Here is a 17,702-nt window from a genome sequence, read left to right on the forward strand (position 1 = left end):
GGTCGAAGATCTGGCCGAGAGCGAGCGGTACTTCGACCAGCAGATCGCCAGGCGCACCGACGAACCGGGCGACGATGTGCTCACCACGCTGGTGACGGGTGGCGAGCTCACCCACCGCGAGCAGGTGGCCAACGCGGCCCTGCTGCTGGACGCCGGATTCTTGACGACGGTGAACATGCTCGGCAACGGAATCGCCCTGCTGACAAGACATCCGGAACAGCTGGAAATGCTGATGGCGCGGCCGGAGCTGTGGCCGGGCGCGGTCGAGGAAATCCTGCGCTACGACGGTCCTATCCGGATCACGGGCCGCATCGCGAACTGTGACATCGACATCGCCGATCAGCACGTCGAACACGGTTCCCTTGTCCTGCTGTTGCTGGCGGGCGCCAACAAGGACCCCACTGTCTTCCCCGATCCCGAACGATTCGATGTGACCAGAGCCAATGCCGCGGAACATCTCTCGTTCAGCAGCGGGGTGCACAGCTGCCTGGGATCCAGCCTCGCCCGGCTGGAAGGCACCATCGCGCTGCCGGCGCTCTTCGAGCGGTACCCGGACCTGCACCTGGACGGCCCGCCGATCCCGCGTGGCCTGGTGAACCTGAACAGCTACCGCTCCATGCCCGCCACGCTCTATGCCGCCTAGCTGTTGCCGATCACCCCAGCGGCATCTCACCGCGGATCATCACCACGATCCCGACCGCTGACAGCACCCCGAGCACCGCGCCGACCGCCAACCCGGCCCCGGTGCCCGCAGGGTGCCGCACACAGAATCTCCACAATTGACGACGCAACCCTCCACACCCGCTCGCTAGGGTCTGACCATGGAATTCAGTGGGGGCGGGACAGGACAGCCCGCGCGGCGGGTCCTCGGCGTCGACGACGAGGTGACGATCGCCGAGTCGGTCGCGGCGCGGTTGCGGGCCGAGGGGTTCACGGTCGACCTGGCGCATGACGGTCCGGGTGCGGTGGCCGCGGCTGCCGCGGGGGAGCCCGATCTGGTGGTGCTCGATGTGATGCTGCCCGGGTTCGACGGGTTCGAGGTGTGCCGGCGCATCCAGGCCGATCGGCATGTCCCGGTGCTCATGCTCACCGCGCGCACCGACGAGACCGACCAGCTGGTCGGGCTGGGTGTCGGCGCCGACGACTACCTCACGAAACCGTTCTCGATGCGGGTGCTGGCCGCCCGCGTGCACGCCCTGCTGCGGCGGGTCGAGCGGGCCGCCGAGCGCGGTGACAGCACGATCGTCGTCGGTGATCTGCGCATCGACCTCGACGAACGGCGGGTCTGGCGCGGCGCCACCGAGGCCAGGCTGACGCCGCTGGAGTTCGATCTGCTCACCCGTCTCGCGCAACGGCCGCGGGCGGTGCTGGCCAGGGAGCGGCTGCTCGAGGACATCTGGGACTGGTCGGACGCGTCGGGCACCCGCGCGGTCGACAGCCACATCAAAGCGTTGCGCCGCAAACTCGGCGCCGATCTGATCCGCACCGTGCACGGTGTCGGCTACGCCTTGGACGCGCGATGAGCGAGTTGCCTGCCGAGGCGCCGCGCAGCTTCCTCGACCGGGTCGCCGACCGGATGCCGCGACCGCTGGATCCGCTGCGCTCGATCAAGCTGAAGCTGGCCGTGCTCATGGTCTGTTCCGGTGCGGTCGCGTTCGCCTACTTCTGGTTGCGGATCGGCTGGCTGCCGACCTTCACCACGCTCACCGCCATGATCATCGCGCTGGTCACCTCGCAGTTCCTCGCGCACGGCATCACCCGCCCGCTGCGGGAGATGACCGCGGCCGCACGGCGAATGGCACACGGCGACTACAGCTTCCGGGTCAGGGCCAGCTCCCGCGACGAGGTGGGCCAGCTGGCGACCGCGTTCAACCAGATGGCGGCGGATCTGGCCGCGGCCGACCGGCAGCGCCGCGACCTCATCGCCAATGTCTCCCACGAATTGCGGACGCCGGTGACGGCGCTGCACGCGGTGCTGGAGAACATCGTCGACGGGATCAGCGAACCCGATCCGGCGACCCTGCGCACCGCGCTGGCCCAGACCGAACGGCTCGGCCTGCTCGTGTCCGAACTGCTCGATCTGTCCAGTATCGAGGCGGGCGCCTTCACGCTGGACCGCGAAAACCTGCCGCTCGCACCGCTGTTGGCGGAGGTGATCGCCGAGGCCGAGGTGATGACGGCCGCGCTCGGTCGCGGTGTCCGCTTCACCACCTCGATCGAGCCGGCCGAGGCCACCGTGCACGCCGACCGGGCGCGGCTGCATCAGGTGCTGTTCAACCTGCTCGACAATGCCGCCCGGCACGGCCCGGCGGGCGGTGAGGTCCGGGTCTGGGCGCACACCGTGCCGGGAGCGACCGTGCTCGAGATCTCCGACGACGGTCCCGGCATCCCGGAAGCCGACCGCGCCACCGTCTTCGACCGTTTCACCCGCGGCGGCCGCACCGACGGCGGCGGCACCGGCCTCGGCCTCGCCATCGCCCGCTGGGTGATCGACCTGCACGGCGGCACCATCGCCGTCGCCGACCCCGGCTCCCGCATCCGCGTCGTCCTGCCCACCGACTGACCCGACCACATCCCGACACCCCATCCCGGACCTCAGGTCCCGGGACGATCCAGCACACCCATGTGAGGGGACATCATGACCGAAAAGCCCACGACCCCGCGAACACCCGACGGACCGGAAACCGCAGTCACCGTCGCCGACAAGCCGAGTTCCGGCACGACATCGCCTGCGGGACAAGGCAGTACCGATACACCACAGCCGTGGACCGCGGGCTGGCAGGCCGCCGCCGCGATGCCCCCGGTACGCCCCATGCCGCCCCTATCCCCGCCACCACCCCCGGTTCCGCAGCGCTGGCAGCGTGTCGCCCGACCTGCCGGTGTCCTCCCTGCTGCCGCCGTTGCCGGAATCGTCGGCGCGACAGTAATACCGGTGGACCGCCCTGGCATCGGCTGGCTCTTGGCCGGTGGCGTCATCACCGGCGCACTGTGCGTCGTCGACTACCGCGCCCGGTCCCGCAACACCGTCAGCGGCGATGCGGCGGAATCGGCCGCCGAAACAACGAAACACGCTGCGGGAGAGACGGGCTCGCACCCTTCGGCGATGCAGGTGACAGTCGTCGATTCTGCACATCAGAGCGCGGCAGCCGGATCGTCGACGAAGCCGGTCGCGGCGGGTACCGAAAGGACTCTCGCAAAGGCCGCCACGCCGGAAACGCCTGCCTCCACGGGGAACTCGCAGTCGGCCGACAGCCCAGCGGTAGGTCAGTCCGCCATCACGGCGACCGATCCAGCGGACTCACCTGCTGCCGCTGAACCGGCAACACCCGGAAGCGACACGCGTGCAGCTGTGGAGACCGGGACGACAGGTGCGGCCACCGCGGAGGTTCAGGCCGCCGCGCAGAAGCCCGCCAGCAACGCTCAGGATGCCGCGTCGACATCGGCTGTCGAGGGGTCAGCCGATTCGGAAGCGGACTCTGTCCCGAGCACCGGCGAAGACCAGGTGGCAGTGGACGCGGCCGACACCGATCAGCCCGCAGAGGTCGACAAGGATTCGACTGCCGCGGGGCCGGACAGCTCTTCACCCGCGGTAGCAGCAAGTCACACCTCGTCTCCAGAAGCCGGGAAGTCGTCGCCCGCAACACCGCCCGACGACTCCTCGCGCACCGTGGCGCCCGATGACACCTCGCCCGGAGCAACGGTCCGGAAGCAGGGCGCTGACAACACCTCGGGCCGGGGCAATGCGCCGAGTGCCGATCCTGTCACCGCCCGTGATCGCCTGTGGTGGACCATTGCCGCACTCGCACTCCTCGGGGTCGGCACGGTCCGCGCTGCCGGGTGGCTGTTCGTGCTGTGTGTGCTGGCGGCGTGTGTCGCGGGTTCGCTGGCGGTGTTGGGGCGGCGGACCTCGCGGGGCATCGTGCACGACATGATCGCGGTGCCGTTGGCGTCGTTCGGTGCTGTGCCGTGGGCGTTTTCGGGTTTGCGGGAGGCGCGGCCCGCGGAGCTGTCGAGTGTGCGGCGGTATGGGGTGTCGGTCGCGGCGACGGTGGCGTTGCTGGTGGTGTTCGTGCCGCTGCTGGGTGGGGCGGATGCGACGTTCGCCGACCTGCTGAGTGGGTTGGTGCCCACCGTGGACGCGGCGACCGCCTGGCAGTGGATTCTGCTGTTCGGTGTGGTCGCCGTGGGTGCGCTCGGCGCGCTGTATCTGCTCGCCGGTCCGCCTGCCGCGGCGGCGGCCTCACCGCGGCCCGCGCGGTTGTGGTCGCGGAGTGAGTGGGTGCTGCCGGTCGGTGCGCTGACCGTGCTGTTCGCGGTGTTCGTCGGTGCCCAGTTCGTCGCGCTGTTCGGCGGTGACGACTATGTGCAGCGGACCGCGGGCCTGACCTACGCCGAGTACGCGCGCAGCGGGTTCTGGCAGTTGTCGGCGGTGAGCATCCTGACGCTGGCGGTGATCCTGGCGGTGCTGCGCTGGTCCTCGCACGAGACGGCCGCCGACCGGCGCTGGCTGCGGATTCTGCTGAGCGCGGTGAGCGTGCTGGCGCTGGTGATCGTCGGGTCGGCGCTCGCGCGGATGTGGACCTATCAGCAGGCGTACGGGTTCACGGTGCTGCGCCTGCTGGTGGAGGTGTGTGAGCTGTGGGTGGGCGTCGTGTACGTCCTGGTGCTGGTCGCGATCGCCCGGTTGCGGTGGAGCTGGGTGCCACGCGCCGCGGTCGGTACCGCGCTCGCCACGCTCATCGCGCTGGCGATCCTCAATCCGGAACATCTTGTCGCCGAACGGAATATCGATCGCTGGGAGCATGGCAAGCGCCTCGACACCGCCTATCTGAGCGACCTCTCCCCCGACATCATTCCCGCGCTGACGCAGCTGCCGCCCGAGCTCCGTACCGAGATCGAGGACCCCATCCGCGCCGACCTCGACGACGACCACTGGTGGTCCTGGAACTTCTCGCGCAGTTCCGCCCGCTGACCGCTACGACGACGGGGTGCTCCGGGACAGTCCGCTGGCCCGGAGCACTCGCCGTCCGATGGCGCGGATCGACTCCTCGGTGCCGATGATGCGCACGTGGACCCGGGCGCGGGTGATGGCGGTGTAGAGCAATTCCCTGGTCAGCAGCGTGGATTCGGGTTCGGGCAGGACCACCGAGACGGTGTCGTACTGGCTGCCCTGGCTGCGGTGGATGGTCATCGCGAACACGGTGACCACCGCGGGGAACTGGGTCGGGTGCACCAGGTACGGTTCGCTGCCGCGCTGCAGTGCCGCGCGCAGGGAACCGTCGGGGCGGCGCACGATCACCCCGGTGTCGCCGTTGTAGATGCGTGCCTCGTGGTCGTTGGCGGTGACCAGCAGTGGCTGGCCGGGGTACCAGACCGATTGCGGCCCTTCAGGTCCCGCGCCACCTGCCGCGGCCCAGTCCGCGGCCATCCGGTCCCAGCGCTCCACACCGAACGGACCCTGCCGGTGGGCGCACAGCAGTCGATGCGATTCCAGGGCGGTGAGGGCGCGGACCGCGTTGCCCGCATTCGCGGCCTCGGTGACGGCGAGGGCGGCGGTGGTCACGTCCGCGCGCACCGCGGCGGTGTCGTCGGGCGCGCACAGCGAGACATCGTCTCCGCCTGCCCGCAAAATCGCCAACGCGGCATCCGCGTCACCCGCGCGCACGGCGACGGCCAGGTCCGCGATCCGGCCGCCGAAGCGCCTGCCCCGCGTCAGCCGCACGATGCCACCGCGCAGGCGGCGCTGTTCCAGTGCACTGAGCGACTCTGTATCCGACTGCGCTCCAGACAGATTCGTCGACGAGCCCGTCCAGCGCGACGACTCGCCCTCGCTGTCCGACCCCGCAGCCAGCCGGCCTTCCGTCGCGGGCAGACCCGAGACCCCAGGCGTCCGGTGTTCCGTTGCGGGCGAACCCGCTACCGCCTGCTCGTTCGCGTCGGCTCCCGTCCGAGGCTGCGCCCCCAGCGTCGAATCGGAGTGCAGCAACTCCCGCAGCGCGGGATTCGGCGCACCGCTGATCGGCCCGGCGACCAGATCCGCCAGCACCGCACCGGCGTCGACGGAAGCCAGCTGGTCAGGATCACCTACCAATATGAGCCGGGTATCGGGCCGAAGTGCGGAGAACAAGTGGCTCATCATGGTGAGCGACACCATCGATGTCTCGTCGACCACCACCACGTCGTACGGCAGCCGGTTGTGTTCGTGGTGCCGGAATCGCGTGGTGCGTCCCCGCTGCCAGCCGAGCAGGCGATGCAGGGTCGCGGCGGTCAGCTCGGGCAGTCCGAGCTCGGCGGCCTGCTCGCGCACCGCTTCCTGGAGTCGCGCGGCGGCCTTGCCGGTCGGCGCGGCGAGCGCGATGCGCAGGGCGGGCAGTTTCGGGGTGGCACGACGATGCGCGGTGAGCAAGGCGAGGATCCGCGCGATCGTGTGGGTCTTGCCGGTGCCGGGGCCACCTGCGACGACGGTGGTCCAGTGAGTGGCGGCGAGGGCGGCCGCCAGCTGCTGCCGGTCGGGGCCCTCACCGAGCGGGTCGGCGAAGAGCCGGTCGAGCTCCGCGCGCACCAGTTCGGTGTCGATCTCGGGGTGATCGGCACTGCGCTCGGTGAGCACCCGCCGCAGCGTCTGCTCCTGCTGGTAGTACCGGTCGAGATAGAGCAGCGCGCCACCCTCGGCGTCGGCTTCGACGATCCGCAACGGCCGCAACGGCCCGGCTTGCCCACCACAGATCAGCGGACTGCGCCGCAATGCCGCGAGCACACGATCGGTGTCCGGCCACGGTAGCGTCGCCGGATCGATTCCCGTTGCGGTGTCGCGGCTTTCGTCGGCATCGATGCCGATCTCCCGCATCCGCGCCAGCTCCAGGCACACCGACCCCGACCGCACCGCACGGACAGCCAGCGCCGCCACGAACAACACGTCCTCGTCGTCCTCACGACCCATCCGCCCCAGCCGCACCGCGACATGCACATCAGCGGCGGAGAGCACTCCGGCCTCGTTGAAGACACGCAGGAGCCCGGTTCCCCGCTGCGCCACTTGGATAGACGTCATCGCGCCCCTCCAGCAAGCAGATCCGACAGTGCGATAACGAGTTCGGCGGGTGGATGCCAATCGAAGATTCCGTGGCCGGGCGGTGTGGCGGGGCCGATCATGCCGCGCACGAACAGGTAGCGGGCACCGCCGAGGTGGCGGGCCGGGTCGTAACCCGGCAGCCGCCAGCGCAGGTAGCGGTGCAGCGCTACCGCGTACAGGAGGGCCTGCAGCGGATAGTGGGAGCGGATCATCTCCGTCACCATGTGTTCGCGGCGGTAGTGCTCGACGGTGAGGTCACCGGTGCCGAGCCGGTTCGTCTTGTAGTCGACGATGAGGTAGCGGTGCTCGCCCGTGGCGTCGGGTACGCGCAGCACGGCGTCGATGCTGCCGGTGAGGTAGCCGCGCAGCACGGTGTCGGGCAGGGCCGCCAGGTGGTCGGCGTAGCCGGACAGCACGTCGTCGGCGGGCAGGTGGGTGCGCAGCAGGTCGGCGATCGCGTGCATGCCCGCCGACCGGGCACCGGGGGTGTCACCGCCGCCGAGCGGGAGCTCGAATTCCAGCTCGCACAGTCGATCACGGGTCGCGATCGAAGCGAGCGAGCCGAAATCGGCTGGGGTGTACAGGACTTCGAGTAGAGAGGTGGACAGCAGGTCGACGTCGAGTTCGGCCATGGTGTGCTCGACCGCTTCCACACAGCGGGTGTGGACCTCGGCGGCGAGGTCCGGCGCCGACGTGTCGACCGTTTCGAGCACTCCGTGCACGAGCGTGCCGAACTCGGCGCCGTAGGGCAGGGCATTCATCAGGGACGGCACGCCCGTACCGCCGGTGGGGGCATCGACGGGAGCCTCGGCCGGTTCGTCGTCGGGGCCAGGCCCGTCTTCGGGCTCTTCCTCGGTGACGCCGGCGATGTCGTGGGCGCCCGCCGTGAGCGCGGAGTACGAGGTCCGGCGCCACTGCTGGTCGAGTACTCGCGTGAAACCGGCCGCGGCCAGCTCACCGGTCGGCAGTTCGGTGCGGACCCGCCGTGGCGCGACATTCTCGGGACGGTCGACGGCGGTCACCGAGATCACCTCGGTCGCGGGGGCGGCCCACTCGGAGATCCGTTGCACCGCTGCGGTATCCGCGGGAATCTCCGCCCGCCGCGGTACCTGCGCCGATCCCGGCCGTCTGCCGAGGATCATCCGGTGCAGGGGCGCCGCGCCGGTGGTGACCGCGGGCGCCCACCAGGCGACGACCTGGCACATGGCGCGGGTCAGCGCGACATACAGCAGCCGCAGCTCCTCCCCCGATTCCTCGGCCTCGCAACGCATGTGGCGCTCACTGTAGCCGGGCGCCTCCTTGCCGCCGATATCGAGGACGCGGGTGCCGTTGTCGTCGTGGAACAGCAGCGTCGCCGGGTACGGGTTCTTGGCGCTGTCCCACGCGAAAGGCAGGTAGACGATGGGGAATTCGAGGCCCTTGCTGGCGTGCACGGTCGCGATCTGCACGGCCGCAGCGTCCCGGTCCAGGCGCCTGCTGCGGCCGCTGATGCTGCCCGCCTCCGGATCGCGCACCCGATCGGCGAGCCAGCGGGTCAACGCGGTCAGACCGAGCCCCTCGGCGAGGGCGACCTCGTCGAGCAGCTGGGCGATGTGACGCAGGTCGGTCAGTTCGCGTTCGCCGTTCTCCACCGCCAGCAGGCGCGGCGCGAGATCGGTTTCGGTGGCCAGTTTGTCGAAGACCGCGGCGAACCCCGCGCGCCCGAACAGCCGCGCCGCCTCCCGCAACTGGGTGGACACCCGGCCCACGAGATCGGCTCCCCCGGCGTCGATCTCGGCGACGGTCACGCCCAGGATCGGCGTGCACGCGGCCAGTCGCACCCGGTCACCGCGATGCGGCTGCTCCAGCGCCCGCAGCACCCACAGCCAGTCGGTGGCGGCCACCGTCGCGAAAACGCTGGTGCCACCGGCCAGGACGGACGCGACACCGACCCGGTCCAAGGCGGCCCGTACCACGTCGATCTGGGTGCGGGTGCGCACCAGGACCGCGATATCGCCCGGCCCGATCTGCCTGCGCACCCGCCCGTCGCCGACCTCGGTGAGCGAATGATCCACGCCCCGTTCGGGTTTGGCCTCGATCATCGCCCCGGACTCGAGCAACGTCACGATGTCGGCGGCCAGGTCGTCGGCTACCTTCGCCCGCTGCCTGCCGACCGAGGGGAACCCCGACCGATTGCGTGGCCCTGCCCCGGTGCGCGGCAGCACCCGCAGCCGCAGCGGCGTGATCACCTCGGGGTCGCCGTGCAGCCGGGTCGCGGGCCGGGTGGGCGTGACGGGATAGACGCTGATCTCGGGGTGGCCCAATTCCGCACCGCCGCACAGATGGTCGACGGCGCGCAGCAGACCCGCGTCGCTGCGCCAGTTGCGGGTGAGTTCGCCGCGCTGCTCGGCGAGGGCGACGGCGTCGAGGTAGCTGAGCACCTCCGCGCCGCGGAAGGCGTAGATGGCCTGTTTCGGGTCGCCGACCAGGACGAGGGTGGCGTGGCCGTGGAAGGCCAGGCGCAGGATGTCCCACTGCAGCGGGTCGGTGTCCTGGAACTCGTCGACCAGCGCCACCCGGTACCGCTGCCGGATCCGCGCGCAGGCCCGCGGGCCGTGGTCCGGGTCGGCGAGGACCTCGTGCAGCAGGACCAGCAGATCGTCGAAATCGCGCAGTCCCGCACGGCGTTTGCGGCGTTCGGTTTCGGCGCGGACCGCCGTCGCGAAGGCGACCCGCTCCCCGGCCGCGCCGTCGGTGCGTGGCGCGAGGTCGGCGTGCCGGTCGTGCACGGCGGCCAGGGCGAGGGTGTGTGCCTCGCGGAGGGTGAACGGCGCCCGGTCACGGGCGTAGCGCGCCAGGTAGAGGTCGTCGGCGACGGTGGCGACGAGTTCGTCGACCGATTCCACCAGCCGGGCGCCCGGATCGTGCTCGCCCGCCAGGCCGAGTTCGTCGAGCATGCGCTGGCAGAACGAGTGCGTGGTGGCGATGGTGCCCGCGTCGAAATCGGCCAGGGCCGTGAGCAATCGGTGCCTGCGCAGCCGCAGCGTCGCCGGGTCGGTGTCGGCCAGTGCGCGCACCAGCTCGTCCGGGTGGGCGCGCGCGATGTCCTGGTCGGCCAGGGCGGCGGCGACGGTGACGAAGCGGTCCCGTGTCCGTTCGCGCAGTTCCTGGGTGGCGGCGCGGCTGAAGGTCACCAGCAGCAGTTCGGTGATGCCGATCCCCGCCTCGGCGACATAGCGGACGGCGAGCCCGACGATGGCGTGTGTCTTGCCCGTGCCCGCGCTGGCCTCGAGCACGGTGGTGCCCTCGGGCAGCGCGCCCGCGGCGTCGAAGGCGGCGGGTGCCGACATCGTCCCGGTCATGGCTGTCCCTGGCTCTCGGCGGCGAGCAGCGGCGCCCACCAGCTGCGCGCGATCGCGCCGAAGCGGGTGCTCTCCGCTTCGCCCGCCCGCGCGGATTCGGCGGCGAGCTGGGCGAAGCGGGGTGCGCGGCCCCACACGTAGCGCAGGTAGCGGTCGGTGTGGTCGCCGAATTTGTCGGGGCCGTTGGGTCCGCCGTCGAAGGCGTGTTCGGCGGCGAGCAGGGCGTCGGCGACGCTGTCACCGCGGAAGCGGCGCTCGGCGTAGGCGGCGGTCGCGGAAGGCGCGACCGGCAGCGGTTCACACAGCCCCTCGTCACGCAGGCGGACCAGGTCGCGCAGCGCGGCCAGCGCGGTGGGAGCCTCGGGCGCCACGATCACCGAGCGGGCGACCGGCCTGCTGCGGAACTGGCCGCGGCCGGTGCTGATCGCCCGCCACGACCTGTCCTCGGTCGCGGCGAGGGCGAGCAGCGAAACCCACGCCGCCAAACGGTGTTTGGGTGCAAGCCGGGAGTAGGTGGTGCGCACCAGCGTCTCGCCACGCACCTCGGGGACGGTCCCAGCGAGGGTGCGGCCGTTGCCGAGGTCGATGGCGATGTCGACGGCACGCGGGGACGCTTCGTAGTCGGGCAGTGCGGTGCGCACGAGGGTGTCGACGGTGCCCTCCACCTCGTCGAGAACCGCGGCGCCGAAACTGAACGGCGGCAACGTCCCTCGCCGCCATTCAGCGGCGCGCAGACCGGCGGGGTCGGCGCCGGTGAGCCGCGCCGTCAGCATTCGTTCGCCCAGATCCCATTTCGCCAGGCCGTCGAGTTCGATCGGCAGCTGATCGGCGATGTCCTCGGCCTCCTCGGGCACCCGCAGCCCGAGCCGCTGCCACAGGAACGCGCGCACCGGATGTTCGGCGAACGAGATGAGTTCCGCCAGGGCGACATCCGCGAGTGGGGCAGGCGGCAGCGGCGCGGTCAGCAGCGGCGGGCGCGGCTGGGACGGGCGCGCGGCGGCACGCGCACCGGCCAGGGCGACGGTGTCGAAACTGTGCGGACGGTCGGGGGCGAAATTGCGACGGTCGAAGGACTGCAAGGGATGCCGGACATGCACCGCGTCCATCGCCGCCCGGCCCACATGGGCGGTGAGGACGTCGAGCAGCTCGGCCACCGGCACCGCGGGTGGGCGCGCAGCGCCGGTGACCGGGTCGGCGCCGGTGTGCAGGATCAGCAGCTTCTCCCCCGCCGCCATGATCGCGTCGAGCAGCAGCTGGCGGTCCTCGCTGCGGGCATCGCGCTCGCCGACCAGCGGGTCGCGGGCCAGCAGGTCGTCGCCGTCGACGGTGCCGGGGCGAGGGAAGACGTCGTCGTCGAGTCCGAGCAGGAACACGACCCTGTGCGGTACCGACCGCATCGGGACCAGCGTGCACACGGTGAGTTCGCCGGTGCGGAAGTTGGCGCGGCCCGGCCCGCCCGCCAGGCGCCCGGTCAGCAGCACCGCGACATCGGCCAGCCGCAGGGGCGTGACACCGGCATGCTCGGTGGCGGCGACGATCTCGCGGCGCGCCTCGGTCCGGATCCAGGAGTGCGCGTCCGGCACGTCGGTGAGCAGGTCGACCGCGCGCAGCAGCACCGCCGTCCACTCCGCGGCAGGTCGCGGGCCGCGCAGATCGCGCAGGCAGACGGCGAGCCGGTCGACGAATTCGGCGAACCGGCCCGCCAGGTCGACATCGTTGGAGTCGACGTCGTCGAGCGGCAAGGCCAGATCCAGCCAGTCGTCACCGGACTCGTCGGCGGTGACACCGAGCAGGATCCGGTCGACGGCGGCATTGAGGGTGTTCTGCGCGAAGTCGGCGAGGCCGAACGCCTCGCGCTGCCGCTGCCCGATCCCCCAGCGGGCGCCCGACTCGGCCGCCCATTCGCGCAGCCGCTCGATGTCGTCGTCGTCGAACCCACAGCGGCGGCGCACGGTCTCGCTCGCCGCCAGGTCCAGCACCTGCGTCACAGTGACGCGTCCGTCGGCCAGTTCCAGCAGCTCTATGACGACGGCGAGCATCGGGTTGGTGACGGCCCGCCCGCGATCGGCGAGCCGGACCCGCAGCTGGTGTGCCGGGTGTTCGCCTTCGACGGGCAGGTCCACCGCGCCTGCCCCGCGATGTCCGAAGGCGGCCCGCACCAGCGGGGCGTAGGCCTCGACGTCCGGGCACATGATCAGCACGTCACGCGCCTGGAGCGTGGGGTCGGCCGAGAAGGTCGTCAGCAGCAGGTCGCGCAGGACCTCCACCTGCCGGGCGGGGCCGTGACAGGCGTGTACCTCGACGGTGCCGTCCGGCATCGCGCCCGCGCCCGGAACCCGGTCGTCGCGGAGAGCGGTCTGCACGGTGCCGAGCAAGGTGGTCGCCGCAGACCCGACGTGGAGGTGAATCTCGCTGTGCAGCAATGGGTTCAGTCGCTGTTGCAGTTCACGGACGTCTCTGGCCAGTCCGGACAGGAGGGGGTGGTGAACCAGATCGGCGGTGTGGTCGGCCGACCGCGGGGCCACGCCGCCGCGATCCGGCATTGCAGCCGCCTCCGCCACCGGACCGGCTCCCGCTGAGCCGACGGGCGCTGAAGCCGGGCTCGCCGGGAATGGTGGCCGTCGGGTTGCGACGCCGGACGCCGACGCGTCTCCCGCCACCTGCTCGCTCGGGTCGCCTGGAGCGCGGCGGCCGTCAACGGCCATCGCCTCCGACAGCGCCGTCCACATCGCGGGGCTCGGATGTGCGAGCCACAGGTGGACCTCGCGATGTTCGGCCAGCGCGGTCAGGACGGCGAGCTGGTCGGCAGGCAGCCGGGTGAGGCCGAACAGGGACAGGCGTTCGGGAAGATCGACGGATGCGGGTTCGGCCCGCAGCCGAGCGCACGCGGCAGCCAAGCGCTCAGCCGGGCTCGGCGAGCCGACGGCCGCGCGCAGAGCGCGCCAGAGCAGGGGTTGCCAGACGAGGTCGTCAGGCACGGTCCCGCCCGCGCCGTCGGTATCCGCGCCCGCCGCCCAGTCGAGGAGCAGTTGCGGTCGCTGCGCGGCGTAGGAGTCGAACAGGGTCGCGAGGTGCGCGGCGGTGGCGTAGCGCCTGCCCACCCGATGCCCGGCACCGGGCAGGCCGAGATGACGCGCCAGAACAGCCGCCCACGGCTGGTCCGCGACCTCGTCGATCACCCGGAGCAAGGTCCACACCAGTCGCTGCCCGGCCCACGGATCGTCGGCGGGCGCGACCCCGCTCGCCGCGGCCAGCACCTCGGCCACCAGCGCCGTCGGCGCGGGAAAGGCGATATTGGCCGCCACACCGTCCCCCGTGCCGGCCACCCCGAGCACACCCGACAGCCGCTGCGCCAGCCAGCGCTCCACGCCCTTGGCCGGCACCGCGACCACCTCGGTGGTGAACGGGTCGGCCGGTACCGCGCCGAGCACACCCGCGAGTCCGTCGGCCAGCGCGTCGGCGCGTTCGGCGCGATGGAGGTGCAACGGCATCCGTTGTTTATACGCCCAGCGACCGACCCGCAATCGTGCGGCCCCGCCGTCACCACCGACCAGGGCAAGTGAAATAGGCCACACCGCAATGCGTTACCGGCCGCGCCTGCGCTATCCGGGAAACCGGCCGTGGGATCGTTGTCGTTCGGGTGGGACAGTTCGGCCGCAGGCGAAAGGCTGGTCCGGTTCATGATCGCGCAGGTGATTCCCCTGGTTCCCGGTGGCGGTTTCATCGTCCGCCGCGCAGGCGCCCGCTGGGAGCTGATCAATTCCCGGCGCTACGGGCCGGAGCAGGTGCTGCATTCCTGGCCGCTCGATCAGCACGGCGAAGCGTTCGAACACTGCCATCGGCTCAACGGCTGCCCGATCGCGACACCGCACGCCGCCCATCACTGAGCGGAAAACCCGTGCGGCGCAACGGCGCTGTCACGATATCGCGGATTTCTTCGCAAATAGTGCGCTCGGACGCCGGGTGTGCGAGTGTGTTCCCTCGTGCGTGACCGTTCCCCCTCCACCCGCGGCGTATCCCGGGTCGCAGCAACCGCCTGTCTCCTCGCCGCCGCGGCCGTCCTCACTCCGGGCGTCCCGGTGCTGACCGCGCCGGCGCACGCCGCGCCGCCCGCGCTGACCCAGGTGTCGCTACCCGGCTTCGACAACGACATGAGTTCGCGGATCGCGCGGGTGAACTCCTACCTCGCCGGGCGCCCCGGCGTCGTCGGCTATGTGCTGCGCGACCGCCAGACCGGCGGGATCTACGCCAACGAGCACGCCGAGAACCAGGTGTGGACGGCGTCGACGATCAAGCTCGCCATCGCCGCGGACCTGCTCAACCGGGCCAGGGTCGGCGCCATCGGCCTGTCCCCCGAGGACCGCACCAATATCGAGGCGATGCTGGCCACCTCCAACGATGCCGCCACCAACGTGCTGTGGAACAAGTACATCGGCTTCGACCGGATGGCCTACAACAACGCGTTCCGCGCCTACGGCATGGTCAGCCTGATCCCGCAGCCGACCATGTCCGCGATGTTCCCCGACTGGTCGTTCCAGAAGTGCACCCCCGCCGACCTCGACCGGCTGATGAACACCATCCTCGACACCATGCACCCCGACGACCTGGCCTACCTGCTCGACCGGATGCGGTCGGTCGACTCCAACCAGCACTGGGGCGTGTGGGGCGCCGGCTCGCGGATGCGTCCGGGCCTGAAGAACGGCTGGTCGGCCGAGGCCGACGGCTGGGTGGTCAACTCGGTCGGCGTCGCGGGCGACGGTGAGCGCTACACCCTCGCCATCATGAACGCGCTCGGCGCCGAGGGCGGCTACACCGAAGGCGCCGAGACGGACACCAAGGTGGCCGAGCTTCTGCTTGCCGGTCGCTGACCGGTTCCGTCCCGTATTCTCGATCTTGTCAGCCGGTCCGGGCGCCCTGGTGGGTCTCACCGCGGCGCCCGGCACCCGGTGAATGAACGCACCACAGCAAGATCGGAACCGGGATCTCGTGGCGACGTCGCATCCGGAGCCGACTACGGTTAACCCTGTCACCACCATTGCGGGGCCCACCCCAGTCTGTCGAGGAGCAGGACGATGAGCACTCAGTCTGTCGGGAACCAGCGACACCGTGTGGTGGTGATCGGTTCCGGGTTCGGCGGTTTGTTCGGCACCAGGCACCTGCGCAAAGCCGATGTCGACATCACCCTGATCTCCAAGACCTCCACCCACCTGTTCCAGCCGCTGCTGTACCAGGTGGCCACCGGCATCCTCTCGACCGGCGAGATCGCCCCCGCGACCCGGCTGGTGCTGCGCAAGCAGAAGAACGCGCAGGTGCTGCTCGGCGACGTCCACGACATCGACCTGGTCAACAACACGGTCACCTCGCGACTACTCAACCGCGACACCGTCACCCCCTTCGACAGCCTCATCGTCGCCACCGGCGCGCAGCAGTCGTACTTCGGCAACGACCACTTCGCCACCTTCGCGCCCGGCATGAAGACCATCGACGACGCGCTCGAACTGCGCGCCCGCATCCTCGGCTCCTTCGAGCAGGCCGAGCTGGCGACCACCCAGGAAGAGCGCGACCGGCTGATGACGTTCATCGTCGTCGGCGCGGGCCCCACCGGCGTCGAGCTCGCGGGCCAGATCGCCGAGCTCGCCGATCGCACGCTCGACGGCACCTTCCGCACCATCGACCCGCGCGACGCGCGCGTCATCCTGCTCGAGGGCGCGGGCGCCGTCCTCGGGCCGATGGGTCCCAAGCTGGGCGCCAAGGCCGCCAAGCGGCTCGAGAAGATGGGCGTGGAGATCCAGCTCAACGCCATGGTGACCGATGTCGACGCGCACGGTGTCGTCGTCAAGGACGCCGACGGCAGCACCCGGCGGATCGAAGCCATCTGCAAGGTGTGGTCGGCCGGTGTGCAGGCCAGCCCGCTGGGCAAGATGATCGCCGAGCGTTCCGACGGCACCGAGGTGGACCGGGCCGGTCGTGTGATCGTGGAGCCGGACCTCACCGTCAAGGGCCATCCGAACGTCTTCGTCGTCGGCGACCTCATGTCCGTGCCGGGTGTGCCGGGTCAGGCGCAGGGCGCGATCCAGGGTTCGACGTACGCGGCCAAGGCCATCAAGGCCGGTCTCAAGGGCCAGACCCCTGAGCAGCGGGCGCCGTTCAAGTACTTCAACAAGGGCTCGATGGCGACGATCTCGCGCTTCGACGCGGTCTGCCAGATCGGCAAGATCGAGTTCAGCGGTTTCCTGGCCTGGCTGGCCTGGCTGGCGCTGCACCTCTACTACCTGGTGGGCTACCGCAGCCGGATCGTCACCGTGATCGGCTGGTTCGTCTCGTTCCTCGGCCGCAACCGCGGTCAGATGGCCGCCACCGAGCAGTGGGTCTTCGCCAGGCTGGCGATCGAGGAGGTCCAGTCCGACCGGGCCGACGCGGACGAACTCGCGAAGGCCCTCGGCGCGCCCCCCGGTAACAACAGCAAGCCGGCGCGGGTGCGGGAGCAGCGCGAAGTCGGCTAGCCCACGTCTGAGGAAGGCCGGGTGGTTCCCCGAACCACCCGGCCTTCGTCGTTCCAGTTGCCTTTGCGCACACCGGCATTCCGGGTTGCCATCGTTTCGGACCCATCCGGGTCCGGCATCGGTCCGAATGTCGGAGGTCATATGTGTGACCAATCCCCCGGATGAAAGGTGATCTATGGCGACGGGGAAACACAGGGCGCCGAGCCCGCAGCGACAAAAGGTAGGTTCGGTCGTCGCGGCGGGAGCGGTCCCCCTGGTCATGGCCCTGATCGGCACGGGCACCGCGAACGCCGATCCCGCGCAGGCGTCGGTGACCCAGCCCGAACACCCGGCCGGACCGGAGTTCGACGTGGTGGCGCCCAACGCCACTCCGTATGTGGGCCAGCAGATGCCGGAGAATACGCGCAGCTCGCTGGCGTGGTCGCGAACCGGCCCGGAGACGGACTACCTGTCCCCGGTGGGCACGCTGCACACGCCGACCCCGGTCGCGCCGGTGCCGCCGATCCTGCCGCCGCCGGGGCAGTTCCGCTTCGGTGACCAGCTGGTTCCGGTGCCGGACTTCGTTCCGGTCGACACGTCGATCCAGATCAACGACGCAGCGGCCCACACCGAGGCCAATCTCGCGACGTTCCTCGACTCGGTCGGACTCGAGCGCAGCCGTTCGGACCGGATCGCCTCGTCGACCCTCGGCACCGCCCCCCGCGGCGCGGGGGGGGGCTCCAAGTGTTGCAACCCCCAAGCCAAGGGGGGGCCCGAGTGAGTAAAAAAAAAGACAGAGCACCCGGAAAG

At 70.8% G+C, this 17,702-nt stretch carries 11 protein-coding genes; 8 read left to right on the forward strand and 3 right to left on the reverse strand.

Features of this window, described 5'->3' with window-relative positions; translation table 11 throughout:
- The 4 genes from ACFWPJ_RS07370 to ACFWPJ_RS07385 all read left to right on the forward strand — a co-directional run.
- On the forward strand, positions 1 to 643 hold a 643-nt coding region (locus tag ACFWPJ_RS07370; protein WP_378848356.1), incomplete at its 5' end, for a cytochrome P450.
- Between the two features lie 178 nt (positions 644 to 821).
- A complete protein-coding gene (locus tag ACFWPJ_RS07375) occupies positions 822 to 1,523 on the forward strand; it encodes a response regulator (protein WP_378848358.1) in 702 nt (233 codons plus the stop codon).
- A complete protein-coding gene (locus ACFWPJ_RS07380) occupies positions 1,520 to 2,563 on the forward strand; it encodes an ATP-binding protein (protein WP_378848361.1) in 1,044 nt (347 codons plus the stop codon). Before ACFWPJ_RS07375 ends, ACFWPJ_RS07380 begins: the two co-directional genes overlap by 4 nt.
- Before the next feature lie 75 nt (positions 2,564 to 2,638).
- Positions 2,639 to 4,972: a DUF4153 domain-containing protein gene (locus ACFWPJ_RS07385; RefSeq protein WP_378848362.1), complete on the forward strand. Its 2,334-nt coding sequence runs from the start codon at positions 2,639 to 2,641 to the stop codon at positions 4,970 to 4,972.
- 3 nt (positions 4,973 to 4,975) lie between these two features.
- Here the strand turns inward: ACFWPJ_RS07385 and ACFWPJ_RS07390 are convergent, their stop codons facing one another.
- From ACFWPJ_RS07390 to recC, 3 genes are read right to left on the reverse strand one after another with little or no spacing between them, the layout of a single operon-like run.
- On the reverse strand, positions 4,976 to 7,048 hold the full coding sequence (locus ACFWPJ_RS07390) for an AAA family ATPase (protein WP_378848365.1): 2,073 nt from the start codon (positions 7,046 to 7,048) through the stop codon (positions 4,976 to 4,978).
- A complete protein-coding gene (locus tag ACFWPJ_RS07395; RefSeq protein WP_378848368.1) occupies positions 7,045 to 10,410 on the reverse strand; it encodes a UvrD-helicase domain-containing protein in 3,366 nt (1,121 codons plus the stop codon). The genes ACFWPJ_RS07390 and ACFWPJ_RS07395 overlap by 4 nt, the downstream gene beginning before the upstream one ends.
- Entirely contained in the window at positions 10,407 to 13,901 is a 3,495-nt protein-coding gene (recC, locus tag ACFWPJ_RS07400) for an exodeoxyribonuclease V subunit gamma (RefSeq protein ID WP_378848371.1), read from the reverse strand. Before recC ends, ACFWPJ_RS07395 begins: the two co-directional genes overlap by 4 nt.
- A gap of 129 nt (positions 13,902 to 14,030) precedes the next feature.
- Here recC and ACFWPJ_RS07405 point away from each other — a divergent pair, with 129 nt between their 5' ends.
- The 4 genes from ACFWPJ_RS07405 to ACFWPJ_RS07420 all read left to right on the forward strand — a co-directional run bounded on the left by ACFWPJ_RS07405 (position 14,031) and on the right by ACFWPJ_RS07420 (position 17,673).
- Complete coding sequence (locus tag ACFWPJ_RS07405) at positions 14,031 to 14,297, forward strand: hypothetical protein (protein ID WP_378848373.1); 267 nt, start codon at positions 14,031 to 14,033, stop codon at positions 14,295 to 14,297.
- A gap of 84 nt (positions 14,298 to 14,381) precedes the next feature.
- Positions 14,382 to 15,278 carry a tat pathway signal sequence gene (locus tag ACFWPJ_RS07410; RefSeq protein ID WP_378848376.1) on the forward strand — a complete coding sequence of 299 codons (897 nt, stop codon included), beginning with the start codon at positions 14,382 to 14,384 and terminating at the stop codon, positions 15,276 to 15,278.
- 204 nt (positions 15,279 to 15,482) lie between these two features.
- Entirely contained in the window at positions 15,483 to 16,913 is a 1,431-nt protein-coding gene (locus tag ACFWPJ_RS07415) for an NAD(P)/FAD-dependent oxidoreductase (protein ID WP_378848379.1), read from the forward strand.
- A gap of 175 nt (positions 16,914 to 17,088) precedes the next feature.
- Positions 17,089 to 17,673 (forward strand): hypothetical protein, encoded by a 585-nt coding sequence (locus tag ACFWPJ_RS07420; RefSeq protein WP_378848382.1) that lies wholly within the window; start codon positions 17,089 to 17,091, stop codon positions 17,671 to 17,673.
- Positions 17,674 to 17,702 lie beyond the last annotated feature (29 nt).

Source organism: Nocardia sp. NPDC058497 (assembly GCF_042720195.1).
Lineage (GTDB): Bacteria > Actinomycetota > Actinomycetes > Mycobacteriales > Mycobacteriaceae > Nocardia.